Source organism: Citrobacter amalonaticus, from assembly GCF_037053465.1.
Lineage (GTDB): Bacteria > Pseudomonadota > Gammaproteobacteria > Enterobacterales > Enterobacteriaceae > Citrobacter_A > Citrobacter_A amalonaticus_H.
In genome coordinates, this window is the sequence record NZ_JBALIF010000001.1 from 594,163 (window position 1) to 619,944 (window position 25,782).

At 52.7% G+C, this 25,782-nt stretch carries 25 protein-coding genes; 16 read left to right on the forward strand and 9 right to left on the reverse strand.

Going from position 1 to position 25,782, the window contains the following annotated elements:
* Positions 1–21: 21 nt before the first annotated feature.
* The 12 genes from bamA (at position 22) to tilS (ending at position 15,714) form a co-directional block, all read left to right on the forward strand.
* Positions 22–2,451, forward strand: coding sequence for an outer membrane protein assembly factor BamA (bamA, locus tag WB371_RS02725; protein WP_336218580.1), 2,430 nt, complete (start codon positions 22–24; stop codon positions 2,449–2,451).
* Positions 2,452–2,576: 125 nt separating this feature from the next.
* A complete protein-coding gene (gene skp, locus WB371_RS02730; RefSeq protein ID WP_336218581.1) occupies positions 2,577–3,062 on the forward strand; it encodes a molecular chaperone Skp in 486 nt (161 codons plus the stop codon).
* 3 nt (positions 3,063–3,065) lie between these two features.
* Positions 3,066–4,091, forward strand: a complete 1,026-nt coding sequence (lpxD, locus tag WB371_RS02735) for a UDP-3-O-(3-hydroxymyristoyl)glucosamine N-acyltransferase (protein ID WP_336218582.1) — start codon at positions 3,066–3,068, stop codon at positions 4,089–4,091.
* A 103-nt stretch (positions 4,092–4,194) separates the two neighbouring features.
* Positions 4,195–4,650: a 3-hydroxyacyl-ACP dehydratase FabZ gene (fabZ, locus tag WB371_RS02740; RefSeq protein ID WP_003018528.1), complete on the forward strand. Its 456-nt coding sequence runs from the start codon at positions 4,195–4,197 to the stop codon at positions 4,648–4,650.
* 3 nt (positions 4,651–4,653) lie between these two features.
* Positions 4,654–5,442 carry an acyl-ACP--UDP-N-acetylglucosamine O-acyltransferase gene (gene lpxA, locus WB371_RS02745; RefSeq protein ID WP_336218583.1) on the forward strand — a complete coding sequence of 263 codons (789 nt, stop codon included), beginning with the start codon at positions 4,654–4,656 and terminating at the stop codon, positions 5,440–5,442.
* Positions 5,442–6,590, forward strand: coding sequence for a lipid-A-disaccharide synthase (lpxB, locus tag WB371_RS02750; protein WP_336218584.1), 1,149 nt, complete (start codon positions 5,442–5,444; stop codon positions 6,588–6,590). Before lpxA ends, lpxB begins: the two co-directional genes overlap by 1 nt.
* A complete protein-coding gene (rnhB, locus tag WB371_RS02755; RefSeq protein WP_336218585.1) occupies positions 6,587–7,183 on the forward strand; it encodes a ribonuclease HII in 597 nt (198 codons plus the stop codon). The genes lpxB and rnhB overlap by 4 nt, the downstream gene beginning before the upstream one ends.
* A gap of 24 nt (positions 7,184–7,207) precedes the next feature.
* Positions 7,208–10,690 (forward strand): DNA polymerase III subunit alpha, encoded by a 3,483-nt coding sequence (gene dnaE, locus WB371_RS02760; protein WP_336218586.1) that lies wholly within the window; start codon positions 7,208–7,210, stop codon positions 10,688–10,690.
* 12 nt (positions 10,691–10,702) lie between these two features.
* Positions 10,703–11,662 (forward strand): acetyl-CoA carboxylase carboxyl transferase subunit alpha, encoded by a 960-nt coding sequence (accA, locus tag WB371_RS02765; RefSeq protein WP_336218587.1) that lies wholly within the window; start codon positions 10,703–10,705, stop codon positions 11,660–11,662.
* A gap of 98 nt (positions 11,663–11,760) precedes the next feature.
* Entirely contained in the window at positions 11,761–13,899 is a 2,139-nt protein-coding gene (gene ldcC, locus WB371_RS02770; protein ID WP_336218588.1) for a lysine decarboxylase LdcC, read from the forward strand.
* 65 nt (positions 13,900–13,964) lie between these two features.
* Entirely contained in the window at positions 13,965–14,354 is a 390-nt protein-coding gene (locus WB371_RS02775) for a VOC family protein (protein ID WP_336218589.1), read from the forward strand.
* Positions 14,355–14,415: 61 nt separating this feature from the next.
* Positions 14,416–15,714: a tRNA lysidine(34) synthetase TilS gene (tilS, locus tag WB371_RS02780; RefSeq protein ID WP_336218590.1), complete on the forward strand. Its 1,299-nt coding sequence runs from the start codon at positions 14,416–14,418 to the stop codon at positions 15,712–15,714.
* A gap of 92 nt (positions 15,715–15,806) precedes the next feature.
* Here tilS and rof read toward each other — a convergent pair whose 3' ends face one another.
* Both rof and WB371_RS02790 read right to left on the reverse strand, forming a co-directional pair.
* Positions 15,807–16,067, reverse strand: a complete 261-nt coding sequence (rof, locus tag WB371_RS02785; protein ID WP_336218591.1) for a Rho-binding antiterminator — start codon at positions 16,065–16,067, stop codon at positions 15,807–15,809.
* Entirely contained in the window at positions 16,054–16,254 is a 201-nt protein-coding gene (locus WB371_RS02790) for a YaeP family protein (protein ID WP_044327029.1), read from the reverse strand. Before WB371_RS02790 ends, rof begins: the two co-directional genes overlap by 14 nt.
* A gap of 188 nt (positions 16,255–16,442) precedes the next feature.
* On the opposite strand from WB371_RS02790, the gene WB371_RS02795 reads away from it, so the two are divergent.
* From WB371_RS02795 to nlpE, 3 genes are read left to right on the forward strand one after another with little or no spacing between them, the layout of a single operon-like run.
* Positions 16,443–16,988 (forward strand): YaeQ family protein, encoded by a 546-nt coding sequence (locus WB371_RS02795; protein ID WP_336218592.1) that lies wholly within the window; start codon positions 16,443–16,445, stop codon positions 16,986–16,988.
* Positions 16,985–17,404: an alternative ribosome rescue aminoacyl-tRNA hydrolase ArfB gene (gene arfB / locus WB371_RS02800; protein ID WP_336218593.1), complete on the forward strand. Its 420-nt coding sequence runs from the start codon at positions 16,985–16,987 to the stop codon at positions 17,402–17,404. The genes WB371_RS02795 and arfB overlap by 4 nt, the downstream gene beginning before the upstream one ends.
* 32 nt (positions 17,405–17,436) lie before the next feature.
* Entirely contained in the window at positions 17,437–18,135 is a 699-nt protein-coding gene (nlpE, locus tag WB371_RS02805) for an envelope stress response activation lipoprotein NlpE (RefSeq protein WP_336218594.1), read from the forward strand.
* A 77-nt stretch (positions 18,136–18,212) separates the two neighbouring features.
* On the opposite strand, the gene WB371_RS02810 is transcribed toward nlpE, so the two are convergent.
* The 7 genes from WB371_RS02810 to metN form a co-directional block, all read right to left on the reverse strand.
* Positions 18,213–19,034, reverse strand: a complete 822-nt coding sequence (locus tag WB371_RS02810; protein ID WP_336218595.1) for a YaeF family permuted papain-like enzyme — start codon at positions 19,032–19,034, stop codon at positions 18,213–18,215.
* Between the two features lie 54 nt (positions 19,035–19,088).
* Positions 19,089–20,807, reverse strand: coding sequence for a proline--tRNA ligase (gene proS / locus WB371_RS02815; RefSeq protein ID WP_336218596.1), 1,719 nt, complete (start codon positions 20,805–20,807; stop codon positions 19,089–19,091).
* 109 nt (positions 20,808–20,916) lie between these two features.
* On the reverse strand, positions 20,917–21,624 hold the full coding sequence (tsaA, locus tag WB371_RS02820) for a tRNA (N6-threonylcarbamoyladenosine(37)-N6)-methyltransferase TrmO (RefSeq protein WP_336218597.1): 708 nt from the start codon (positions 21,622–21,624) through the stop codon (positions 20,917–20,919).
* Entirely contained in the window at positions 21,621–22,025 is a 405-nt protein-coding gene (rcsF, locus tag WB371_RS02825) for an Rcs stress response system protein RcsF (protein ID WP_336218598.1), read from the reverse strand. The genes tsaA and rcsF overlap by 4 nt, the downstream gene beginning before the upstream one ends.
* 118 nt (positions 22,026–22,143) lie before the next feature.
* A complete protein-coding gene (metQ, locus tag WB371_RS02830; protein ID WP_336218599.1) occupies positions 22,144–22,959 on the reverse strand; it encodes a methionine ABC transporter substrate-binding lipoprotein MetQ in 816 nt (271 codons plus the stop codon).
* A 39-nt stretch (positions 22,960–22,998) separates the two neighbouring features.
* Positions 22,999–23,652, reverse strand: a complete 654-nt coding sequence (locus tag WB371_RS02835; protein WP_336218600.1) for a methionine ABC transporter permease MetI — start codon at positions 23,650–23,652, stop codon at positions 22,999–23,001.
* The gene (gene metN, locus WB371_RS02840) at positions 23,645–24,676 is read right to left on the reverse strand and encodes a methionine ABC transporter ATP-binding protein MetN (protein WP_336218601.1); all 1,032 of its coding nucleotides are present in this window, start codon (positions 24,674–24,676) and stop codon (positions 23,645–23,647) included. Before metN ends, WB371_RS02835 begins: the two co-directional genes overlap by 8 nt.
* Positions 24,677–24,866: 190 nt before the next feature.
* Here metN and gmhB point away from each other — a divergent pair, with 190 nt between their 5' ends.
* Positions 24,867–25,433, forward strand: a complete 567-nt coding sequence (gene gmhB / locus WB371_RS02845; RefSeq protein ID WP_336218602.1) for a D-glycero-beta-D-manno-heptose 1,7-bisphosphate 7-phosphatase — start codon at positions 24,867–24,869, stop codon at positions 25,431–25,433.
* The last annotated feature ends 349 nt before the right edge of the window (positions 25,434–25,782 follow it).

A 25,782-nucleotide genomic window follows, 5' to 3' on the forward strand; every position in this document is an offset into this window, starting at 1 on the left:
TAGGAAGAACGCATAATAACGATGGCGATGAAAAAGTTGCTCATAGCGTCGCTGCTGTTTAGCAGCGCCACCGTATACGGTGCTGAAGGGTTCGTAGTGAAGGACATTCATTTCGAAGGCTTGCAGCGTGTCGCCGTTGGTGCGGCCCTCCTCAGTATGCCGGTGCGCACAGGCGACACGGTTAATGATGAAGATATCAGTAATACCATTCGCGCTCTGTTTGCCACCGGCAACTTTGAGGATGTTCGCGTCCTTCGCGATGGTGATACTCTTCTCGTTCAGGTAAAAGAACGTCCGACCATTGCCAGCATCACTTTCTCCGGTAACAAATCGGTGAAAGATGACATGCTGAAGCAAAACCTCGAGGCTTCTGGCGTGCGTGTTGGCGAATCTCTGGATCGCACCACCATTGCCGATATCGAGAAAGGTCTGGAAGACTTCTACTACAGCGTCGGTAAATACAGCGCCAGCGTGAAGGCCGTTGTCACACCACTGCCGCGCAACCGTGTTGACCTGAAACTGGTGTTCCAGGAAGGGGTATCGGCGAAGATCCAGCAGATCAATATCGTCGGTAACCATGCCTTCAGCACAGATGAACTGATCTCTCACTTTCAGTTGCGTGATGAAGTTCCCTGGTGGAACGTGGTAGGCGATCGTAAATACCAGAAGCAGAAACTGGCGGGTGACCTTGAAACTCTGCGCAGCTACTATCTGGATCGCGGCTACGCACGTTTCAATATCGACTCCACGCAGGTCAGTTTGACCCCGGATAAAAAAGGTATCTACATTACCGTGAACATCACAGAAGGCGATCAATATAAGCTTTCTGGCGTTGAGGTATCGGGTAACCTGGCTGGTCACTCCGCGGAGATTGAAAGCCTGACGAAAATTGAGCCGGGTGAACTCTATAACGGCACCAAAGTGACCAAAATGGAAGATGATATTAAGAAGCTTCTGGGTCGCTATGGTTATGCCTATCCGCGCGTTCAGTCTCAACCTGAAATCAATGATGCTGATAAAACCGTTAAGCTGCGCGTAAACGTGGATGCGGGTAACCGTTTCTATGTGCGTAAGATTCGTTTTGAAGGCAACGATACGTCCAAAGATGCCGTTCTGCGCCGCGAAATGCGTCAGATGGAAGGGGCATGGTTGGGCAGCAACCTCGTGGATCAAGGCAAAGAGCGTCTGAACCGTCTGGGTTATTTTGAAACGGTCGACACCGATACGCAGCGTGTTCCGGGCAGCCCGGACCAGGTTGACGTGGTCTATAAGGTGAAAGAGCGTAACACTGGTAGCTTCAACTTCGGTGTCGGTTACGGTACGGAAAGTGGCGTTAGTTTCCAGGCGGGCGTTCAGCAGGACAACTGGCTGGGTACCGGTTATGCGGTAGGGATCAACGGTACGAAGAACGATTACCAGACCTATACTGAACTGTCGGTGACGAACCCTTACTTCACCGTCGATGGTGTAAGCTTGGGTGGACGCGTATTCTATAATGATTTCCGTGCGGATGACGCGGATCTGTCCGACTATACTAACAAGAGTTACGGTACAGATGTGACGCTGGGCTTCCCCATCAATGAATACAACACGCTGCGTGCGGGCCTTGGCTATGTGCATAACAAGCTGTCCAACATGCAGCCGCAGGTCGCCATGTGGCGTTATCTTGATTCGATGGGCGAGCATCCGGATCCGACCAACGACAATAACAGCTTCGCCGCAGATGATTTCACCTTCAACTACGGCTGGACCTACAACAAACTGGACCGTGGCTTCTTCCCAACGGAAGGTACGCGTATCAACCTGAACGGTAAAGTGACCATTCCGGGTTCTGATAACGAATACTATAAAGCAACATTGGATACCGCGACCTATGTGCCTATCGATGACGATCACAAATGGGTGGTTCTGGGTCGTACACGTTGGGGTTATGGTGATGGTTTAGGCGGCAAAGAGATGCCGTTCTATGAAAACTTCTATGCGGGTGGTTCCAGCACCGTACGTGGTTTCCAGTCCAACACCATCGGTCCGAAGGCGTTGTATCTGCCAGCCAGCAGCCGTCATGATGGCGATGACGACTACAATAACGAATGTGCCAGCACTAACTCCGCACCGTGTGAGTCAAATGATGCAGTGGGCGGGAACGCCATGGCTGTCGCCAGCCTGGAATTCATCACCCCGACGCCGTTCATCAGTGATAAGTACGCGAACTCAGTACGTACCTCCTTCTTCTGGGATATGGGTACTGTGTGGGATACAAACTGGGATTCCAGCCGTTACGCTGGTTATCCGGACTACAGCGATCCGAGCAATATCCGTATGTCCGCTGGTATCGCATTACAATGGATGTCCCCATTGGGGCCGTTGGTCTTCTCCTACGCCCAGCCGTTTAAGGATTACGATGGAGACAAAAAGGAGCAGTTCCAGTTTAACATTGGTAAAACCTGGTAATTGTTCTTCGCAAAGGAATGTAATGGTAGTGTAGCGATGACTTTAGGCGATCATCTTGCATGGGATCGCCTGGCCACGCAAAGAACTGCACCTTCGGGTGCAAATGGGATGGTAAGGAGTTTATTGTGAAAAAGTGGTTATTAGCGGCAGGTCTCGGTTTAGCAATGGTTACGTCTGCACAGGCTGCTGACAAAATTGCGATCGTTAACATGGGTAGCCTGTTCCAGCAGGTTGCGCAGAAGACGGGTGTTTCCAGCACGCTGGAAAATGAATTTAAAGGCCGCGCCAGTGAACTGCAGCGTATGGAATCTGACCTGCAATCTAAAATGCAGCGTCTGCAATCCATGAAAGCGGGCAGCGATCGTACTAAGCTGGAAAAAGAGGTGATGGCTCAGCGCCAGACGTTCTCTCAGAAAGCGCAAGCTTTTGAGCAGGATCGTGCACGTCGTTCCAATGAAGAACGTGGCAAACTGGTTACCCGTATCCAGACTGCTGTGAAATCTGTTGCCAGCAGCCAGAGCATCGATCTGGTCGTTGACGCGAACACCGTTGCTTACAACAGCAGCGATGTAAAAGACATCACCGCTGACGTACTGAAACAGGTTAAATAAGTAATGCCTTCAATTCGACTGGCTGATTTAGCAGAGCAGTTGGATGCAGAATTACACGGTGATGGCGATATCGTCATCACCGGCGTTGCGTCCATGCAGTCTGCGCAAACGGGTCACATCACGTTCATGGTGAATCCGAAATACCGTGAACATTTAGGCTTGTGCCAGGCGTCTGCCGTTGTCATGACGCAAGACGATCTCCCTTTTGCTAAAAGTGCTGCGCTGGTAGTGAAGAATCCCTACCTGACTTATGCGCGCATGGCGCAACTATTAGATACCACGCCGCAGCCCGCGCAAAACATTGCACCGAGTGCAGTGATTGATGCCACGGCGAAGCTGGGTAGCAATATCTCAATTGGCGCGAACGCGGTGATTGAATCTGGCGTAGAACTTGGCGATAACGTGGTTATCGGCGCAGGTTGCTTCGTTGGGAAAAATACGAAAATTGGCCCAGGCTCGCGCCTGTGGGCGAATGTAACGGTTTACCACGACATTCAGATCGGTGAAAATTGCCTGATCCAGTCCAGTACGGTTATTGGTGCCGATGGTTTTGGCTACGCTAACGATCGTGGCAATTGGGTGAAGATCCCGCAACTTGGTCGCGTCATTATTGGCGATCGCGTGGAGATCGGCGCTTGTACCACCATCGACCGTGGTGCGCTGGATGATACGGTGATCGGCAATGGGGTTATCATTGATAACCAGTGTCAGATTGCACATAACGTTGTGATTGGCGACAATACGGCGGTTGCCGGGGGCGTCATCATGGCGGGTAGCCTGAAGATTGGCCGTTATTGCATGATTGGGGGGGCCAGCGTAATCAACGGACATATGGAAATATGTGACAAGGTTACCGTGACGGGCATGGGGATGGTGATGCGTCCCATCACTGAACCTGGCGTTTATTCTTCAGGCATTCCGCTGCAACCTAACAAAGTATGGCGTAAGACAGCCGCACTGGTGATGAGCATTGATGATATGAGCAAGCGCCTCAAAGCTATTGAGCGCAAGGTTAATCAACAAGACTAAACTCCCACCCGGTCACACATACTTTACGGCCTGTCGGCATTCATACGATTGCGGCAGGCCGTGTTATTATTGGCTTTTAGCATATTTGGACAGGAAGAGTATTTTGACTACTAACACTCATACTCTGCATATTGAAGAGATTTTAGAACTTCTGCCGCACCGTTTTCCGTTTTTACTGGTTGACCGCGTGCTGGATTTTGAAGAAGGTCGTTTTCTGCGCGCGGTGAAAAACGTCTCTGTTAACGAACCGTTTTTCCAGGGCCATTTTCCGGGTAAGCCGATTTTTCCGGGCGTACTGATTCTGGAAGCGATGGCGCAGGCGACCGGTATTCTTGCGTTCAAAAGCGTAGGTAAACTGGAGCCAGGAGAACTTTACTACTTCGCAGGTATCGATGAAGCGCGCTTTAAGCGTCCTGTCGTGCCAGGCGATCAGATGATCATGGAAGTCACTTTCGAGAAAACGCGCCGTGGCCTGACCCGCTTTAAAGGGGTTGCGCTGGTCGACGGTAAAGTAGTTTGCGAAGCAACGATGATGTGTGCTCGTAGCCGGGAGGCCTGATACGTGATTGATAAATCCGCCTTTATTCATCCGACCGCCATTGTGGAAGAGGGCGCCTCACTGGGCGCTAACGTTCATATTGGTCCGTTTTGCCTTGTTGGACCCCATGTTGAAATTGGTGAGGGTACCGTACTGAAATCTCACGTTGTCGTGAATGGTCATACCAAAATTGGCCGCGATAACGAGATATATCAGTTTGCCTCCATCGGCGAAGTTAACCAGGATCTGAAATATGCTGGTGAACCGACCCGTGTGGAAATTGGCGATCGTAACCGCATTCGCGAAAGCGTGACCATTCATCGTGGCACTGTGCAGGGCGGTGGATTGACGAAGGTGGGCAGCGATAACTTACTGATGATCAATGCTCATGTGGCACACGATTGCACTATAGGGGATCGCTGTATTCTGGCTAATAACGCCACGCTTGCGGGTCATGTCTCACTGGATGATTTTGTCATCATTGGTGGAATGACCGCCGTGCACCAGTTCTGCATTATTGGTGCGCACGTGATGGTGGGCGGCTGTTCTGGCGTAGCTCAGGACGTTCCGCCGTACGTTATTGCCCAGGGCAACCACGCAACGCCGTTTGGCGTTAATATCGAAGGGCTAAAGCGTCGCGGTTTTACCCGTGAGGCGATCACCGCGATCCGCAATGCGTATAAAGCATTGTACCGCAGTGGTAAGACACTTGATGAAGCGAAACCGGAAATAGCCGAACTGGCGAAGCAGTATCCGGAAGTCCAGGCGTTCAGTGATTTCTTCGCCCGATCAACGCGCGGTTTGATTCGTTAATGACTGAGCAACGTCCTTTAACGATTGCCCTGGTCGCCGGAGAAACCTCCGGCGATATTCTTGGTGCCGGCTTAATTCGGGCGCTGAAAGTACGCGTGCCTGACGCGCGCTTTGTCGGCGTTGCCGGCCCGCGAATGCAGGCCGAAGGCTGTGAAGCCTGGTACGAAATGGAAGAGCTGGCTGTTATGGGCATTGTTGAAGTGCTTGGCCGCCTGCGTCGCCTGTTGCATATTCGCGCCGATCTCACCCGCCGGTTCACCGAGCTCCAGCCTGATGTCTTCGTCGGGATTGATGCCCCAGATTTCAATATCACGCTTGAAGGCAATCTGAAAAAACAGGGTATCAAAACGATTCATTACGTCAGTCCGTCCGTTTGGGCGTGGCGACAGAAACGCGTTTTCAAAATAGGCAGATCCACCGATATGGTTCTGGCTTTTCTGCCTTTCGAAAAAGCGTTTTACGACAAGTACAACGTGCCATGTCGCTTTATCGGTCACACGATGGCGGATGCGATGCCGCTGGATCCCGATAAGAACGCGGCGCGGGATGTGCTGGGAATCCCACATGACGCACACTGTCTGGCACTCTTACCCGGCAGCCGTGGCGCGGAAGTGGAAATGCTCAGCGCAGACTTCCTGAAAACCGCACAACGGCTGCGCCAGACGTATCCTGATCTTGAAGTGGTGGTGCCTCTGGTCAACGCGAAACGCCGCGAGCAGTTCGAGAAGATCAAAGCGGAAGTTGCGCCAGAACTCTCTGTTCATCTGCTGGACGGGATGGGGCGGGAAGCAATGGTTGCCAGCGATGCCGCGCTGTTGGCGTCGGGTACTGCTGCGCTTGAATGTATGCTGGCGAAATGCCCGATGGTGGTCGGATATCGAATGAAGCCCTTCACCTTCTGGCTGGCAAAACGTCTGGTAAAAACAGACTATGTCTCGCTGCCAAATCTGCTGGCGGGAAGAGAAATAGTCAAAGAGTTGCTGCAGGAAGAGTGTGAGCCGCAAAAGCTGGCTGAGGCGCTGCTTCCCCTGCTGGCGAATGGAAAAACCAGCCATGCGATGCACGATACGTTTCGCGAATTGCATCAGCAGATCCGTTGTAACGCCGACGAACAGGCAGCGGACGCAGTCCTGGAGTTAGCACGATGATAGAATTCGTTTATCCACATACGCAGTTAGTGGCGGGTGTGGATGAGGTTGGGCGGGGTCCACTGGTTGGGGCGGTTGTGACGGCTGCCGTTATTCTCGATCCGGCCCGCCCGATAGTGGGTCTTAACGACTCTAAAAAATTATCTGAAAAGCGTCGTCTGGCGCTGTATGACGAAATCAAAGAAAAAGCGTTGAGCTGGAGTCTCGGTCGCGCAGAGCCGCATGAGATCGACGAACTGAATATTCTCCACGCGACCATGCTGGCCATGCAGCGTGCAGTGGCTGGGTTGCATATCGCGCCAGAATATGTGCTGATTGACGGTAATCGCTGTCCGGCATTGCCTGTGCCGTCGATGGCGGTGGTGAAGGGCGATAGCCGGGTCGCGGAAATCAGTGCGGCATCCATACTGGCGAAAGTCACCCGGGATGCCGAAATGGCCGCGCTGGATCTCGTTTTCCCACAATACGGTTTTGCTCAGCACAAGGGATATCCCACCGCGTTCCATCTGGCAAAACTGGCTGAACATGGCGCAACGGAGCATCACCGACGTAGCTTTGCGCCGGTTAAACGCGCACTGGGACTCGCGTCCTGATTCTTGTGTCGAAGGAATCTGAAGATGTCTGAACCACGTTTCGTCCACCTGCGGGTGCACAGCGACTACTCCATGATCGATGGGCTGGCGAAAACCGGGCCGCTGGTAAAAAAGGCGGCCGCGTTGGGCATGCCTGCGCTGGCGATCACCGATTTTACGAACCTCTGCGGTCTGGTGAAGTTCTACGGAGCGGGTCATGGCGCGGGGATTAAACCCATTGTTGGCGCTGATTTCCATGTCCAGAGCGAGCTGATGGCTGATGAACTCACGCATCTGACAGTGCTCGCCGCAAATAACACCGGGTATCAAAATCTCACCCTGCTGATCTCCAAAGCTTATCAGCGTGGCTACGGAGCAGCGGGGCCGATTATCGATCGCGACTGGTTGATTGAGCTGAAAGAGGGGTTGATCCTGCTCTCTGGCGGTCGCATGGGTGATGTTGGACGCAGTCTGCTGCGCGGCAATAGCGCGCTGGTGGATGAGTGCATCGCGTTCTACGAAGAACACTTTCCCGACCGCTATTTTCTGGAACTGATTCGTACCGGCAGACCCGATGAAGAGACATACCTGCACGCTGCCGTTGAACTGGCGGAAGCGCGTGGATTGCCGGTGGTGGCAACCAACGACGTGCGCTTTATCAACAGCGATGACTTTGACGCACATGAAATCCGCGTAGCGATTCACGATGGTTTTACCCTCGACGATCCCAAGCGTCCGCGTAACTATTCACCGCAGCAGTACATGCGTTCGGAAGAGGAGATGTGTGAGCTTTTCTCCGATATTCCGGAAGCGCTGGAAAACACCGTTGAGATTGCCAAGCGCTGTAACGTGACGGTTCGTCTTGGTGAATATTTCCTGCCGCAGTTCCCGACCGGTGACATGACCACCGAAGATTATCTGGTCAAAAAATCGAAAGAGGGGCTGGAAGAACGTCTGGCCTTCCTGTTCCCGGACGAAGCCGTGCGTCAGGAAAAACGCCCGCCTTACGATGAGCGTCTGGATATTGAGTTACAGGTGATTAACCAGATGGGGTTCCCGGGCTACTTCCTCATCGTAATGGAGTTTATCCAGTGGTCGAAAGACAACGGTGTGCCGGTTGGCCCGGGCCGTGGGTCCGGTGCGGGATCGCTGGTGGCTTATGCGCTGAAAATCACTGACCTCGATCCGCTGGAATTTGACCTGCTGTTTGAACGTTTCCTCAACCCGGAACGTGTCTCTATGCCTGACTTCGACGTTGACTTCTGTATGGAGAAACGCGACCAGGTCATTGAACACGTGGCGGATATGTACGGCCGCGATGCGGTATCGCAGATTATTACCTTTGGTACGATGGCGGCGAAAGCGGTGATCCGCGACGTGGGGCGTGTGCTGGGCCACCCGTATGGTTTTGTCGACAGAATTTCGAAACTGGTTCCGCCTGACCCGGGAATGACGCTGGCGAAAGCCTTCGAAGCTGAACCGCAGTTGCCGGAAATTTACGAGGCGGATGAAGAAGTTAAAGCGCTGATTGACATGGCGCGTAAGCTGGAAGGTGTCACCCGTAACGCCGGTAAACACGCAGGAGGGGTGGTAATTGCACCAACGAAAATCACCGATTTTGCGCCGCTGTACTGTGATGAACAGGGGCAGCATCCGGTTACCCAGTTTGATAAAAACGACGTGGAATATGCGGGACTGGTGAAGTTCGACTTCCTCGGCTTGCGTACGCTCACCATCATCAACTGGGCGCTGGAGATGATTAACGCCCGTCGCGAGAAGAACGGCGAGCCGCCGCTGGATATCGCCGCTATCCCGCTGGACGACAAGAAAAGCTTCGACATGCTGCAACGCTCGGAGACCACGGCGGTCTTCCAGCTCGAATCCCGCGGCATGAAAGACCTGATTAAACGTCTACAGCCTGACTGCTTCGAAGATATGATAGCCCTGGTGGCCCTGTTCCGTCCGGGGCCGTTACAGTCTGGGATGGTGGATAACTTTATCGACCGTAAGCACGGGCGCGAAGAGATTTCTTATCCGGATGTGCAGTGGCAACATGAAAGTCTGAAACCGGTACTGGAGCCAACCTACGGCATCATCCTGTATCAGGAACAGGTCATGCAGATTGCCCAGGTACTCTCTGGCTATACACTTGGCGGCGCGGACATGCTACGCCGTGCAATGGGTAAGAAAAAGCCGGAAGAGATGGCCAAGCAGCGCGGCACCTTTGAAGAAGGGGCGAAAAAGAACGGCATTGACGGCGAACTGGCGATGAAAATCTTCGACCTGGTAGAGAAATTCGCCGGGTATGGGTTTAACAAATCGCACTCTGCGGCTTATGCGTTGGTCTCCTATCAGACGCTATGGCTGAAAGCGCACTATCCTGCCGAGTTTATGGCGGCGGTAATGACCGCCGATATGGATAACACCGAGAAGGTGGTCGGCCTGGTTGATGAATGCTGGCGGATGGGGCTGAAAATTCTGCCGCCAGATATTAACTCCGGTTTGTATCATTTCCACGTCAATGACGACGGGGAGATCGTGTACGGCATCGGCGCGATTAAAGGCGTGGGCGAAGGCCCGATCGAGGCGATCATCGAGGCGCGTAACAACGGCGGCTATTTCCGTGAGTTGTTCGACCTCTGCGCGCGCACTGATACTAAAAAGCTAAACCGCCGCGTACTGGAAAAACTGATCATGTCCGGGGCGTTTGACAGGCTCGGCCCCCATCGCGCTGCCCTGATGAATTCGCTGGGCGATGCCCTGAAAGCCGCCGATCAGCACGCAAAAGCGGAAGCGATCGGTCAGGCAGATATGTTTGGCGTACTGGCAGAAGAGCCAGAGCAAATTGAACAGTCTTATGCCAGCTGCCAGCCATGGCCAGAGCAGGTGGTATTAGATGGGGAACGTGAAACATTGGGACTGTACCTGACGGGCCACCCCATCAACCAGTATTTAAAAGAAATTGAGCGCTATGTCGGAGGCTACAGGCTGAAAGACATGCATCCGACAGAACGTGGTAAAGTCACCACGGCTGCGGGGCTCGTCATTGCCGCGAGGGTTATGGTCACCAAGCGCGGCAATCGTATTGGCATCTGTACACTGGATGACCGTTCCGGACGTCTTGAGGTCATGTTGTTTACCGACGCCCTGGATAAATACCAGCAATTGCTGGAAAAAGACCGCATACTTATCGTCAGCGGACAGGTCAGCTTTGATGACTTCAGCGGGGGGCTTAAAATGACCGCCCGCGAAGTGATGGATATTGACGAAGCCCGGGAAAAATATGCTCGCGGGCTTGCTATCTCGCTGACGGACAGGCAAATTGATGACCAGCTTTTAAACCGACTCCGTCAGTCTCTGGAACCCCACCGCTCTGGGACAATTCCAGTACATCTCTACTATCAGAGGGCGGATGCACGTGCGCGGTTGCGTTTTGGTGCGACGTGGCGTGTCTCTCCGAGCGATCGTTTGCTAAACGATCTCCGTGGCCTCATTGGTTCGGAGCAGGTGGAACTGGAGTTTGACTAATACAGGAATACTATGAGTCTGAATTTCCTTGATTTTGAACAGCCGATTGCCGAGCTGGAAGCAAAAATCGATTCTTTGACTGCGGTGAGCCGTCAGGACGAGAAACTGGATATTAATATCGATGAAGAAGTGCATCGCCTGCGTGAAAAAAGCGTAGAGCTGACGCGCAAAATCTTTGCCGATCTTGGCGCATGGCAGGTTGCCCAACTGGCACGCCATCCGCAGCGTCCTTACACCCTGGATTATGTCCGCCTGGCGTTTGACGAATTTGACGAACTGGCAGGCGATCGCGCCTATGCGGACGATAAAGCTATCGTCGGCGGGATTGCGCGTCTGGATGGTCGCCCGGTGATGATCATTGGTCATCAGAAAGGCCGCGAAACCAAAGAGAAAATCCGTCGTAACTTTGGTATGCCAGCACCGGAAGGCTACCGCAAAGCCCTGCGTCTGATGGAAATGGCCGAGCGTTTTAAGATGCCAATCATCACCTTTATCGACACCCCGGGCGCTTACCCGGGCGTCGGCGCGGAAGAGCGTGGACAGTCGGAAGCCATTGCCCGTAACCTGCGTGAAATGTCACGTCTGAGCGTGCCGGTTATCTGTACCGTTATCGGTGAAGGTGGCTCTGGCGGCGCGCTGGCTATCGGTGTGGGTGATAAAGTGAATATGCTGCAATACAGCACCTATTCTGTTATCTCGCCGGAAGGTTGCGCTTCCATTCTGTGGAAAAGCGCCGATAAAGCGCCGCTGGCAGCAGAAGCGATGGGCATTATCGCTCCGCGTCTGAAAGAGCTGAAACTCATCGATTCCATTATCCCGGAACCGCTGGGCGGCGCGCATCGCAACCCGGAGGCAATGGCGGTTTCACTGAAAGCGCAACTGCTGGCCGACCTTGCCGATCTCGATGTGCTGAGCACCGAAGATTTGAAAAACCGTCGCTATCAACGTCTGATGAGCTACGGCTACGCGTAAGCGTTGACCATTCCGAAAAGGGCCACAATCTGTGGCCCTTTTTTTTACCTGCGGTTTGAACAGACTATGATTAGCTTAGGTTTTTCCAGGAGGAACGCATGAACATCATCGCCATCATGGGGCCGCACGGAGTCTTTTATAAAGACGAGCCCATTAAGGAACTGGAACGTGCGCTGCAATCACAAGGCTTTCAGATTATCTGGCCGCAAAATAGCGTCGATCTGCTGAAATTCATCGAGCACAATCCGCGTATCTGCGGAGTGGTCTTTGACTGGGATGAGTACAGCCTCGATTTGTGCAGCGACATTAACCAGCTCAATGAGTATTTACCGCTGTATGCGTTTATTAATACGCACTCGACGATGGATGTCAGCGTTCACGACATGCGCATGGCATTATGGTTTTTTGAGTACGCGCTGGGACAGGCGGAAGATATTGCCACGCGTATTCGTCAGTATACCAATGAATATCTCGACAATATCACGCCGCCCTTCACCCGCGCGTTATTCACCTATGTCAAAGAGGGAAAATATACCTTTTGCACACCGGGACACATGGCCGGTACGGCGTATCAAAAAAGCCCGGTTGGCTGCCTGTTTTATGATTTTTTCGGCGGCAACACGCTGAAAGCAGATGTGTCGATTTCGGTAACGGAACTGGGATCGTTACTCGATCACACCGGACCGCATCTGGAGGCGGAAGAGTACATCGCCCGTACCTTTGGTGCGGAGCAGAGCTACATGGTGACCAATGGCACCTCCACATCAAACAAAATTGTCGGGATGTACGCTTCGCCAACCGGCAGCACATTGCTGATTGATCGTAACTGCCATAAGTCGCTTGCGCATCTGTTGATGATGAGCGATGTCGTACCAATCTGGCTGAAACCCACCCGTAATGCGCTCGGCATTCTGGGCGGCATTCCTAAGCGTGAGTTCACACGAGAAAGTATTGAAAGCAAAGTGGCGGCGACGGTGCAGGCACAATGGCCGGTTCATGCGGTGATCACCAATTCGACCTATGACGGTTTGCTGTATAACACTAACTGGATCAAGCAGACGCTGGACGTTCCCTCTATCCACTTCGATTCCGCCTGGGTGCCATATACCCATTTTCATCCCATTTATCAGGGAAAAAGTGGGATGAGTGGTGAACGTGTACCGGGCAAGGTTTTCTTCGAAACGCAATCCACCCACAAAATGTTGGCAGCGTTATCGCAGGCTTCGCTGATCCATATTAAAGGAGACTATGACGAAGAGACCTTTAATGAAGCCTTTATGATGCACACCTCCACATCGCCGAGTTATCCCATTGTCGCCTCGATTGAAACGGCGGCGGCGATGTTGCGGGGGAATCCGGGTAAACGCCTGATTAATCGCTCAGTAGAGCGGGCGCTGCATTTTCGTAAAGAGGTACAGCGGCTGCGCCAGGAGTCGGACGGCTGGTTCTTTGATATCTGGCAACCGGAAGAGATCGATGAGGCACAGTGCTGGCCTGTAGCGCCCGGTGAGGACTGGCACGGCTTTACCGATGCGGACGATGATCATATGTTCCTCGATCCGGTGAAGGTGACCATTTTGACGCCTGGCATGGATGAGCAGGGAAACATGAGCGATGAGGGCATTCCCGCCGCGCTGGTGGCGAAATTCCTCGATGAGCGCGGCGTGGTGGTGGAAAAAACAGGCCCGTACAACCTGTTGTTTCTTTTCAGTATTGGCATTGATAAAACCCGTGCAATGGGGTTGCTTCGTGGTCTGACCGAGTTTAAACGCGCTTACGATCTCAATCTGCGGGTGAAAAACATATTGCCCGATCTCTATGCGGAAGATCCGGATTTCTATCGCAACATGCGTATTCAGGATCTGGCGCAGGGGATCCATAAGCTTATCCGTCAGCACGATCTCTCCGGACTGATGTTACGGGCATTCGACACATTGCCTGAAATGATCATGACGCCACACCAGGCCTGGCAGCGGCAGATTAAAGGCGAAGTGGAAACGGTGGAGCTCGATCAGCTAGTGGGCCGCGTATCGGCGAATATGATCCTGCCTTATCCTCCAGGCGTGCCGCTGTTAATGCCGGGAGAAATGATTACGGAACAAAGCCGCGCGGTACTCGATTTCCTGCTGATGCTCTGTTCTGTCGGCCACCACTATCCGGGTTTTGAAACTGATATTCATGGCGCGAAGCAGGATGATGATGGCGTATACCGTGTACGAGTCTTAAAAACGGCATGACGATTTGCGTTGCGCGGCCCCTGGCGGGTAACGTGAGGATAATAAACAAAGGAGACGAAAACGCTATGCTGGGATTAAAACAGGTTCACCATATTGCAATCATTGCGACAGACTATGCCGCGAGTAAGGCTTTCTATTGCGATATCCTGGGGTTCACGCTGATGAGCGAAGCCTACCGTGAAGAGCGAGACTCCTGGAAGGGCGATCTGGCGTTGAACGGGCAGTATGTGATTGAGCTTTTTTCTTTCCCTTTCCCTCCGGCGCGTCCAGGTCGTCCGGAGGCCTGTGGTTTACGTCATCTGGCGTTTAGCGTGGATGATGTGGAAAAAGCGATTGCCCATCTGGAGGCGAATCACGTTAAATGTGAAGCCATCCGCATTGATCCCTACACCCAAAAGCGCTTCACCTTTTTTAAAGACCCCGATGGTCTGCCGCTTGAGTTGTATGAACAGTAAGACTTGTTATTGTGGCGATTGCCCGGTAACGTGCCGGGCAACGTCACTGTAAGTAACCGCTATGACAACACTCACGCTGAATAGATCGCTTTTTTCCTCGCAACAGATTCTGGTCGCTTTTAGTGGCGGTCTGGATTCAACCGTACTCCTGCATCAACTGGTGCAATGGCGGGCACAGCAACCGGCACTTTCTCTGCGGGCGATTCATATCCATCATGGACTGAGTTCACATGCAGATGAGTGGGTGACACATTGCGAAACGCTTTGCGCGCAATGGCAGGTGCCGCTGGTGGTGGAGCACGTAACGCTGGCAGACGCGGGTCTGGGAATTGAAGCGCATGCCAGACAGGCCCGGTATCAGGCGTTTGCCGGGGCGCTACTTCCCGGTGAGGAGCTGGCGACGGCGCAGCATCTTGACGATCAGTGTGAAACTTTTTTACTGGCGCTTAAGCGCGGCAGCGGCCCGGCGGGGCTGTCTGCAATGGCGGCAGTATCGTCATTTGCCGGAACCCGGCTTATCCGTCCGCTGTTAACCCAAAGCCGCAATGCGCTGGAGCAGTGGGCGAGGGAACACCAGCTTCGCTGGATAGAGGATGAAAGTAATCAGGACGACGCCTACGATCGTAATTTCCTGCGTTTGCATGTTCTTCCTCTGTTACAGCAGCGCTGGCCACATTTTGCCGACGCCGCGGCGCGTAGCGCAGCGCTCTGTGCGGAACAGGAAAGTCTGCTGGATGAACTGCTGGCAGAAGAGCTGTCGGGCTGTATCACCGTAAACGGGACGCTGGCGCTGACGCCGCTTATGGGGATGCGCGATGTTCGCCGCGCCGCGCTGCTCAGACGCTGGCTGGCGAAGCAGAATGCGCCGATGCCCTCACGGGAGGGACTGGCGCGGATCTGGCAGGAAGTGGCGCTGGCGCGGGAAGATGCATCGCCTTGTCTGCGTTTCGGCGACTTTGAAGTGCGCCGTTATCAGGAGCAATTGTGGTGGGTAAAATCGGTTGTCGGTCAAAGTGATACGGTGATGGTATGGACCGACTGGCAAATGCCGCTATCTCTGCCCGCCGGATGTGGGGTGTTGCGGCTCATTGCCGGTGGCGAGTTGCGAAAACCACGTGCCGACGAGTCTGTTAGCATACGTTTTAAAGCTCCAGGATTGCTGCATATTGTAGGCCGCAATGGTGGGCGGAAGCTGAAGAAAATATGGCAGGAGTTGGGCGTTCCACCCTGGCGACGCGATACCACGCCACTGCTGTTTTACGGCGACACGCTCATTGCCGCTGCGGGTGTTTTTGTTACGCGTGAGGGACTGGCAGAGGGGGAATCAGGGGTGAAATTGGTGTGGGATAAGAGCATCTGAAATGCCTGATGACGCTGCGCTTATCAGGCCTACGTATCCCATGGCGAGTAGGCCGGATAAAGGTGCTTGCACCGCCATCCGGCAATACTCATTCAGGATTCGCTAACCACCACTGTACCGATTTCCGGGTGGCTAAAGCTGGCAATTTTATCGAGACGAAGCTCGCGTGTTTCACCCGCAACCTCTGTAACCAGGTATTCCACATTCTTACGCGAAACCAGATCGTTGGCTTTCGCCTGCAAAACTTCGCCGTCTTTCAGTTCCAGCGTCAGTAATAAATGATGCTGGCAGGCGAGCTCAAGGTTGTCGTAGTCATCACAATTGATGGGTTGGTATGTATCATTCATTGACATAATCGCTCACCAGTAAGTTCGCAGCAGCATAAGCCGCCTTTTCCCTGACCGACTCAGAAAGGGCGCTGTCTGCGGCCATTTCATTAAGCACCTTTAATACGCAACCCAGCGCATCCGGGATATACCCTAAGTCTCCGCTGGCGATTTCCGCATACCGCTTGCGTATTAACTCACAATATTTTTCCACATGCCCTCCTGTCAGTATTCTGACTTCACCGTGGATGCAAGTCTAAGCCTACGAAGATAAACTCTGTTTAGCAAGGTGACTATACCACAGCCATTCGTGCAATATCAGCGCCTTGACAGATGATCCTTCAACAGCCTTTTGCGGCGATATTCGTTACAATGGTCGCCTGATTCGAAAGGAGTTTTTTCATGGCGCTTAAAGCGACAATTTATAAAGCCGTTGTCAATGTGGCGGATCTTGATCGCAACCAGTTTCTTGATGCGGCGTTGACGCTGGCACGTCATCCGTCGGAAACGCAGGAACGCATGATGTTGCGTCTGCTGGCGTGGATTAAATATGCGAATGAGCGTCTGCAATTCACGCGCGGTCTCAGCGCCGAGGATGAACCGGAAGCATGGCTGCGTAACGACCATTTGGGTATCGATCTGTGGATAGAGCTGGGGTTGCCGGATGAGCGTCGTATTAAAAAGGCGTGTACCCAGGCCGCTGAGGTGGCGCTGTTTGCCTATAACAGCCGTGCCGCGCAGATTTGGTGGCAGCAAAATCAGAGCAAATGCGCGCCGTTTTCGAATCTGACGGTCTGGTATCTGGATGATGAGCAACTGTCCCGACTCAGCGCCTTCGCGGATCGCACGATGACGTTACAGGCAACGATTCAGGATGGCGCAGTCTGGTTATCCGATGCTCAGAATAATCTGGAAATTCATCTGGCCTGCTGGCAACCACTGGCATGATTGTTATTTCACGAACGGTCTCGATCCCTGACGATGAGCTGGAAATAAGCGCCATTCGCGCCCAGGGCGCAGGGGGACAGCACGTGAATAAAACCTCAACGGCGATACATCTGCGTTTTGACATCCGGGCCTCCAGCCTGCCAGAGTATTATAAGGAGCGTCTGCTGGCTGCGAGCCATCATCTGATCACGGCTGAGGGTGTGATAATCATAAAAGCGCAGGAATACCGCAGCCAGGAGCTAAATCGGGAAGCGGCGTTTGCCAGACTGGTGGCGGTGATTAAAGAACTTACCGCAGAGCAAAAAAGTCGACGGGCCACCCGACCAACGCGCGCGTCGAAAGAGCGAAGATTAAATTCGAAGGCGCAGAAATCCTCAGTCAAAGCCCTTCGTGGAAAAGTCCGTCGCGATGACTGACGGACAGGAATAATAATGGATAGGGAGTCACGGTGAAAAAAACACTACTTTCAGCGATGGCGGTGTTTACGCTTGTCGCATTGATTGGCTGTAATAACCGTTCGGAAGTTGACGCTTTACAGCCCACTCAGGTTGCCGAATTAAAACCGATGCAGCAAAGCTGGCGGGGCGTTCTGCCTTGCGCCGACTGCGAGGGAATTGAGACCTCACTGTTTCTGGAGAAAGATGGCACGTGGGTGATGAACGAACGCTATCAAGGCGTGCGTGAAGAGCCATCGTCTTTTGCTTCCTACGGCACCTGGGCGCGTACTGCCGATAAACTGGTGCTGACCGACAGTCAGGGTGAGAAATCGTACTATCGTGCGAAAGGCGACGCGCTGGAAATGCTGGATCGGGAAGGTAATCCTGTCGAATCTCAGTTCAACTACACGCTGGAGCCGGTAAAATCGAGCCTCCCGGTTACGCCGATGGCGATGCGTGGGATGTATTTCTATATGGCGGATGCCGCGACGTTCACTGACTGTGCGACGGGAAAACGTGTGGCAGTTGCGAACAATGAAGAACTGGAGCGTAAGTACCTTGCGGCGCGTGGCGCCAGTGAAAAGCCCGTGTTACTGTCGGTCGAAGGGCACTTCACGCTGGAAGCTAATCCGGATACCCATGAGCCGGTGAAAACGCTGATAGCTGACAAAGAGATTAAATTTATCCCAGGTAAGAATTGCACCGACTAAGTGATGGGCTGAGCGACAGCGGTCCGGTTGACCGGACTGCTTTCGCTTTTCCGCTGTTTTGTTATTGTGTGCCGCGCTTATCGCGTCAGTCCGACAAATCGTCCCATCTTAATATAAATCCCTAACTTCAAATGACCGACATAGCGTAGCTGCGTTTCTGGCTTAAAGGCTGCCACGTCGCCTTCCCGCATGTGCATCAGGTCGGCAGGACTGATCCAGCCCGACTGAGCCAGGGTAAGTGGATGTCCCGCTTTGGCAAACGCATCAGTGACGAATTCGGAGCAAAACCATGCCGTTTTCTTTCCCTCGTAGGGATCGCTCAGTTGCGCTTTTGCCAGCCCGCTGACGCACTGTTGCCGGAAATCCGCAGAGAAAGGGTTCAGCGAACATATCTGGCGAGTCACCATAAACGGAATAAATTCCACGATACCGCGATAGTTATAGCCGCTGTTTTTGATTTTGTAGGCGAAGGTTTTGATCTCTGTGGCCTGTTGCGGGGTCAGTTCCGGCACTCTCAGGGCAAAAAGTTTATCACTGTGTTTCTTCGCCTGTTCGAGCGAAACGATTTGTACACCGGCTCCCGTGGCTTCTGCGACTTCATTTTCGCCCAGATAGATGGCAACGTGGCTTACGGAAGCGTTACTGAATGCGCGGATGCCTAATGAGGTCACCCCGAGGCTGGAGGAGAACAGCAGATCGCCAGGCTTAAGGTCGGTATCGGTAATTTCGACGAGTGCTTTACTCGTAAATGAGCTTTGGTGCTGGAAAGTCACCGCCCATTTTTTGGATTGTGCATCGATGGCGGCGGATTTATTCGGCGGGCTGACGTCGACAGTACAGGCCGAAAGCAAAAGAAGGCAGGAGGAGAGCAGGCAGAAATACGACGTTCGTGTAGCCATTTTATACAATCCATGTAAAAAAAGAGGCCCTGAAAATCAGAGCCTCTTATGACATCAACCTTTAATCTGTTTGACCAGGTAATTGATAATGTCGCCGGTTTTAATTAATTGCTTCTCGCCATTACGACGGTATTTATATTCGATATCGTCGTTGTCGAGGTTACGATCGCCCAGCACGATAGTGTGCGGGATCCCGATAAGCTCCATATCCGCAAACATCACGCCCGGACGCTCTTTTCGGTCGTCCATCAGTACTTCGATGCCCTGCGCACGCAGTTCGGCATACAGTTTTTCCGCCAGTTCCTGTACGCGGTAAGATTTGTGCATATTCATCGGCAGAATCGCCACCTGGAACGGCGCGATAGCGTCAGGCCATACGATGCCACGTTCGTCATGGTTCTGCTCAATCGCTGCTGCCACTACACGGGTAACCCCGATACCGTAACAGCCCATTGTCAGCGTCTGGTTACGACCATCTTCGCCCTGAACGGCGGCTTTCATCGCTTCAGAGTACTTGGTCCCTAACTGGAAGATGTGACCGACTTCGATCCCGCGTTTGATAAGCAGCGTACCTTGACCGTCCGGGCTTGGATCACCTGCTACCACGTTACGAATGTCAGCCACTTCTGGCGTCGCAACGTCGCGGTCCCAGTTAATACCGAAGTAGTGTTTACCATCGATATTCGCGCCCGCGGCGAAATCACTCATTACGGCAACAGTACGATCAATAATTACCGGCACCGGCAGGTTTACCGGACCCAAAGAACCCGGACCGGCTTTCACCAGCGCGCGAATCTCTTCTTCGGTCGCGAACGTCAGTGGACTGGCAACCTGCGGCAGTTTTTCCGCTTTAACTTCGTTAAGCTCGTGATCGCCGCGAACCAGCAGGGCAATCAGCGGAGACTTGCTGTCTTCCACGGCTTTCACCAGCAGGGTTTTGACAGTTTTCTCGACAGGCAGACTGAACTGCTCAACCAGTTCGGCGATGGTTTTTGCGTTCGGCGTATCAACCAGCGTCATTTCTTGCGTTGCAGCAGCGCGTGGCGCTTTTGGCGCAACGGCCTCTGCAAACTCAATGTTGGCCGCGTAATCGGAAGAGTCAGAGAAGATCACATCATCTTCGCCGCTCTGCGCCAGTACCTGGAATTCGTGCGAGGCGCTGCCGCCGATAGAACCGGTGTCAGCCTGTACCGCACGGAAATCCAGCCCCATGCGGCTGAAGATCTTGCTGTACGCAGCGTACATTGCATCGTAGGTCTCCTGCAGGGATTCCTGAGACGTATGGAATGAGTACGCATCTTTCATCAGGAATTCACGGGAGCGCATTACGCCGAAACGTGGGCGCACTTCATCACGGAATTTTGTCTGGATCTGATAGAAGTTCAGCGGCAGTTGTTTGTAAGAGCTGAGTTCGTTACGAATCAGGTCGGTAATGACCTCTTCATGTGTTGGGCCGAGTACGAACGGACGCTCGCCACGGTCAACAAAGCGCAGCAGTTCCGGGCCGTACTGTTCCCAACGACCACTCTCTTGCCACAGATCAGCAGGCTGAACCACTGGCATCGACACCTCGATGGCACCGGCGTTGTTCATCTCTTCACGCACGATGTTCTCGACTTTTTTCAGAACGCGCACGCCGGTCGGCAGCCAGGTGTATAACCCGGAGGCCAGCTTGCGGATCATCCCGGCGCGCAGCATCAGTTGATGGCTGATAACCTCGGCATCGGCAGGTGTCTCCTTCAGAGTGGAGAGCAGATATTGGCTAGTACGCATGTTGTTACGGTTCCAGTTGAACGATCGAACAGGCTCAATGCGAGCCTGACACAAAAAAGTAATTCAGTTTACCAGCGAGAAAGGGATGTCAAAAGAGAAGGGTGCGAAATTACCGGGGTTCCAGCGCAAAGACTTCAAAACCCATATCGGTGACACGCCAGCGCACATTAAAATCATGCAGCCAGACGGCGTACGTTTTCCCCGTCTCTTCACCTCTCCGATAGGCTGGACGCGGGTCCTGCGCCAGCACTTCGCGAATAAATGTTTTCAGTTGCGGATAACGTTTTTCCAGTACGGAAAATTGTTGTTCAATCTCAGGGGTAAAAGCGACCTGCATTTCCGCAACTGGCGCATGTTGCGCATAGCTCGCGGTGGCATTCGGCAGGGATTCCGCAAATGGCAGGTAGGGTTTGATATCGATGACCGGGGTGCCGTCGACCAGATCCAGCCCGCCAAGCTTCAGGATAACTTGTTCTTTCTGACAGACAATGCCTTTCAGTTCGACCAGTGACATGCCCACCGGATTGGGACGAAACGTTGAGCGCGTGGCGAATACGCCCATACGCGCGTTTCCCCCTAAACGAGGCGGACGTACAGTAGGGCGCCATCCTCCTTCCATCGTCTGATGGAAGACAAAGATCACCCATAAGTGGCTGAATGCCTCCAGACCACGAACTGCGTCAGCCTGGTTATAAGGTGGCAGAAGGTGCAGTTCGCCGTTAACGCTTTTTACCAGGCCAGGCTGGCGAGGAACAGCGAACTTTTCTTTGTAAGGTGAGCGGATGACACCGATTTGCCCGAACTGAAAATGGCTCATTTCGCCGAGATGTTGAGGGCTGAACCAATGCAGACAGCCTGACGGTAACAGCCTGGCGTTCCGCTGGTCACTTCACAACTGTGCAGTAAAACAGCATTGGCTCTCATTTTCGACGCATTAATCTGCATACGTTTACGGGCAGTTGGGATGCTCGGCGGGGAGTCCTGATTCGAGGCCTGGCAGGATTCGCCGCTGACTTCGCCAAGATCGCGGAACGGCTTGCCGACCAGATCTTCCGCATTGGTATAAATTCTGACAGGAATAGCGCGCGGCGCTTTCGGTTTTTCCGGCTCCGCTTTTGGCGGGGTTGCGGTGCTTTGAACGGGTTCAACAGGGGATCTGCTTAACATGGAACAGCCGCTCAGCATGAGTGCCAATAAACAGATCGGTAAAGCACGCATAATATTTCCTCAATGAATGGTCTAACTGTCACATATTGAATCAGGAGCTTGCATAAATGACAAGACGGGCAAACGCCCGTCCTGAATGATATTACAGATTGTGAAAAGCGCCTAAAAATTACCAGCCCTTAACAGCACCACCGTTGAAGACTTTATTGGCGGCTTCGTAAACTTCGTCAGACTGATAAGCCTGGACGAATTTCTTCACGTTCTCCGCGTCTTTGTTATCTTCACGGGTCACGATCAGGTTAACGTACGGGGAATCTTTATCTTCAACGAAGATACCGTCTTTCGCCGGAGTCAGGTTGATCTGGCTGGCATAAGTGGTGTTGATCACTGCCAGAGCAATCTGCGCATCGTCAAGAGAACGCGGTAACTGCGGCGCTTCCAGTTCAACAATTTTCAGATTTTTCGGGTTCTCAATGATGTCCAGTGAGGTTGGCAGCAGGCCCACGCCGTCTTTCAGTTTGATCAGTCCGACTTTTTGCAGCAGCAGCAGGGAACGTCCCAGGTTGGTTGGATCATTCGGAACCGCTACCTGCGCGCCATCCTGAAGTTCATCCAGCGATTTGATTTTCTTAGAGTAGCCCGCGATCGGATAAACAAAGGTATTGCCTGCGGCAACCAGTTTGTAACCGCGATCTTTAATCTGCTGATCCAGATACGGTTTGTGCTGGAAGGCGTTAGCATCGATATCGCCCTTGCTCAGCGCTTCGTTCGGCAGAACGTAGTCGTTGAATGTCACCAGCTCGACATCCAGACCGTATTTTTCTTTCGCGACTTTCTGTGCGACTTCAGCAACCTGCTGTTCAGCACCGACGATCACGCCGACTTTGATGTGGTTCGGATCTTTTTCATCCTGACCACAACCCACAAGTGCCAGAGAACCAATCAGGGCTCCCACTGCCGCAAAGGTTTTGAATTTGAACGCCATGCTTATTTCCTTAATGTGATAGTTGTGCTTTATAGAACGTTACTTGTGCGTCACAGTCCGGACGATGCGATCGCCCACAAACTGAATTAAATAAACCAAAACAACGAGTAATACCAGTACCGTATTCATGACCGTCGCATTGTATCCAATGTAACCGTACTGGTAGCCGATTTGCCCAAGTCCACCAGCGCCCACAGCACCGCCCATTGCCGAATAGCCTACCAGGGTAATCAAGGTGATGGTCGCGGCGTTCACCAGACCTGGCAGCGCTTCCGGCAGCAGCACTTTACGGACAATCTGTAATGGTGTTGCGCCCATCGCACGGGAGGCTTCAATCAGCCCTGTCGGGATTTCCAGCAGGGCGTTTTCCACCATACGCGCGATAAACGGCGCGGCACCGACCGTCAGCGGAACAATTGCTGCCTGCAACCCGATTGACGTACCGACAATCACGCGGGTAAATGGAATCATCCACACCAGCAGGATAATGAAGGGAATTGAACGGAAGATATTCACAACCGCAGAAAGGATGCGGTAGAGCTTCGCGTTCTCAATGATTTGACCGGGACGCGTGACGTACAGCAACACCCCCACCGGTAGACCAATCACGAACCCAAAGAAACCTGATACGAAGGTCATCGCCAGCGTTTCCCAGACGCCACGAACCAGCAGCCACATCATCGGTTCAGACATAACCCAGTACCTCTACTTTTACATGGTGTTCCTGCAGCCAGGCGATGGCGGCTTGCGTTTCTTCTTGTGTACCGTGCATTTCAGTCAGCATGATGCCGAACTTCACACCACCGGCGTAATCCATTTGCGCGCTAATAATGTTGTTATTCACGTTAAAGCGGCGCGCCGTTTCGGAAAGTAGCGGCGCATCCACAGACTGACCGGTAAATTCCATGCGCAACATTGGGACGCTGTCGGTTGTCGATTCCGCTTTGAGACGTGCCAGATAATCTTCCGGAATATCCAGGTGCAGCGTTGACTGAATAAATTTTTGCGCCAGCGGCGTTTTCGGATGGGAGAAGACTTCGCTGACGGTATCTTGCTCAATCAGTTCACCGTTGCTGATGACCGCCACGCAGTCGCAGATCCGCTTAACCACGTCCATTTCGTGCGTGATCAACAGAATGGTCAGGCCAAGACGACGGTTAATGTCTTTCAGCAGTTCGAGAATCGAACGCGTCGTAGCGGGATCCAGCGCGCTGGTGGCTTCGTCGCACAGCAACACTTTCGGCTGGCTTGCCAACGCACGGGCGATGGCAACACGCTGCTTTTGACCGCCGGAAAGGTTTGCCGGATAGCTGTCGTGTTTATCCCCAAGCCCAACGAGATCAAGCAGTTCAGTCACGCGACGTTTAATTTCGTGTTTCGGCGTATTGTCGAGTTCCAGCGGCAGAGCGACGTTTCCAAAAACGGTACGGGAGGCCAGCAGATTAAAATGCTGGAAAATCATGCCAATCTGGCGGCGTGCTTTGGTCAGTTCAGATTCAGACAGCGTTGTCAGTTCCTGACCTCCGACCTGAACACTTCCTTCTGTTGGACGTTCCAGCAGGTTTACACAACGGATAAGCGTACTTTTACCGGCACCGGATGCACCAATAACGCCATATATTTGTCCGGCAGGGACGTGCAGGCTAACGTTGTTCAGCGCCTGAATAGTTCGGGTCCCTTGTTGGAACACTTTGGTGATATTCGAAAGTTTAATCATTGATTATTTATTATCGTAATGAAGTTAGCCGTGGCATTTTCGTCTGTCTGATTCGGTCAAAAACCGTTAACAAAATGGATGTTAAGGCATCCAGACGTCTAAATCAATCAAGGTTTCTTCGATGAGCACTTTCTTGCCTGCCGAAACATGCGATACTAGCGCCACATGCCTTATTCAGGAGCTATAAAAGGTGGCAAAGTCTGTACCCGCAATTTTTCTCGATCGTGACGGCACTATTAATGTGGATCACGGCTATGTACATGAAATCGACGATTTCGAATTTATTGAAGGCGTTATTGACGCACTGCGCGAGCTTAAAACAATGGGCTATGCGCTGGTGGTGGTCACCAATCAGTCAGGGATAGCGCGCGGTAAATTTACCGAAGCCCAATTTGAGACATTAACAGAATGGATGGACTGGTCACTGGCCGATCGCGATGTCGACCTCGACGGTATCTATTACTGTCCACACCACCCGCAAGGTAGCGTGGAAGAGTACCGCCAGGTGTGTGATTGCCGTAAGCCGCATCCAGGTATGCTGATCTCAGCTCGCGATTTTTTGCACATTGATATGGCGGCGTCTTATATGGTGGGCGACAAAGTAGAAGATATGCAGGCCGCGGCGGCGGCTGGTGTCGGAACAAAAGTATTAGTCAGAACGGGTAAGCCGGTCACCCCGGAAGCAGAAAATGCGGCAGATTGGGTGTTAAATAGCCTTGCTGACCTGCCATTGGCCATTAAAAAGCAGCAAAAATAAGCATTATGGTTAAAAGATGAGCGGTTGGGAAAAATCTGCAGATTTCTGCTTGTCTTCCTGAGTCGACTCCCTATAATGCGCCTCCATCGACACGGCGGATGTGAATCACTTCACAGAAAAACGCCAGTGATGATGAAGAGAAAATTCTCCAAAAAGAGTTGACTCTGAAAGAGGAAAGCGTAGTATACGCCACCTCGCGACAGAGCGCTAAAGCGCGTCGCAACTGCTCTTTAACAATTTATCAGACAATCTGTGTGGGCACTCAAAGTGACAGGAATTCTTAACGTCGCAAGACGAAAAATGAATACCAAGTCTCGAAGAGTGAACACGTAATTCATTACGAAGTTTA

Excerpts from the sequence above, each read along its gene's own strand:
- rcsF (WP_336218598.1), bottom strand. The coding sequence starts at position 22,025 with ATGCGTGCTTTACCGATCTGTTTATTGGCACTCATGCTGAGCGGCTGT.
- WB371_RS02795 (WP_336218592.1), top strand. The coding sequence starts at position 16,443 with ATGGCGCTTAAAGCGACAATTTATAAAGCCGTTGTCAATGTGGCGGAT.
- metQ (WP_336218599.1), bottom strand. The coding sequence starts at position 22,959 with ATGGCGTTCAAATTCAAAACCTTTGCGGCAGTGGGAGCCCTGATTGGT.
- arfB (WP_336218593.1), top strand. The coding sequence starts at position 16,985 with ATGATTGTTATTTCACGAACGGTCTCGATCCCTGACGATGAGCTGGAA.
- lpxD (WP_336218582.1), top strand. The coding sequence starts at position 3,066 with ATGCCTTCAATTCGACTGGCTGATTTAGCAGAGCAGTTGGATGCAGAA.
- ldcC (WP_336218588.1), top strand. The coding sequence starts at position 11,761 with ATGAACATCATCGCCATCATGGGGCCGCACGGAGTCTTTTATAAAGAC.
- accA (WP_336218587.1), top strand. The coding sequence starts at position 10,703 with ATGAGTCTGAATTTCCTTGATTTTGAACAGCCGATTGCCGAGCTGGAA.
- tilS (WP_336218590.1), top strand. The coding sequence starts at position 14,416 with ATGACAACACTCACGCTGAATAGATCGCTTTTTTCCTCGCAACAGATT.
- bamA (WP_336218580.1), top strand. The coding sequence starts at position 22 with ATGGCGATGAAAAAGTTGCTCATAGCGTCGCTGCTGTTTAGCAGCGCC.
- tsaA (WP_336218597.1), bottom strand. The coding sequence starts at position 21,624 with ATGAGCCATTTTCAGTTCGGGCAAATCGGTGTCATCCGCTCACCTTAC.
- rnhB (WP_336218585.1), top strand. The coding sequence starts at position 6,587 with ATGATAGAATTCGTTTATCCACATACGCAGTTAGTGGCGGGTGTGGAT.
- WB371_RS02775 (WP_336218589.1), top strand. The coding sequence starts at position 13,965 with ATGCTGGGATTAAAACAGGTTCACCATATTGCAATCATTGCGACAGAC.
- proS (WP_336218596.1), bottom strand. The coding sequence starts at position 20,807 with ATGCGTACTAGCCAATATCTGCTCTCCACTCTGAAGGAGACACCTGCC.
- metN (WP_336218601.1), bottom strand. The coding sequence starts at position 24,676 with ATGATTAAACTTTCGAATATCACCAAAGTGTTCCAACAAGGGACCCGA.
- dnaE (WP_336218586.1), top strand. The coding sequence starts at position 7,208 with ATGTCTGAACCACGTTTCGTCCACCTGCGGGTGCACAGCGACTACTCC.
- rof (WP_336218591.1), bottom strand. The coding sequence starts at position 16,067 with ATGTCAATGAATGATACATACCAACCCATCAATTGTGATGACTACGAC.
- WB371_RS02810 (WP_336218595.1), bottom strand. The coding sequence starts at position 19,034 with ATGGCTACACGAACGTCGTATTTCTGCCTGCTCTCCTCCTGCCTTCTT.
- WB371_RS02835 (WP_336218600.1), bottom strand. The coding sequence starts at position 23,652 with ATGTCTGAACCGATGATGTGGCTGCTGGTTCGTGGCGTCTGGGAAACG.
- lpxB (WP_336218584.1), top strand. The coding sequence starts at position 5,442 with ATGACTGAGCAACGTCCTTTAACGATTGCCCTGGTCGCCGGAGAAACC.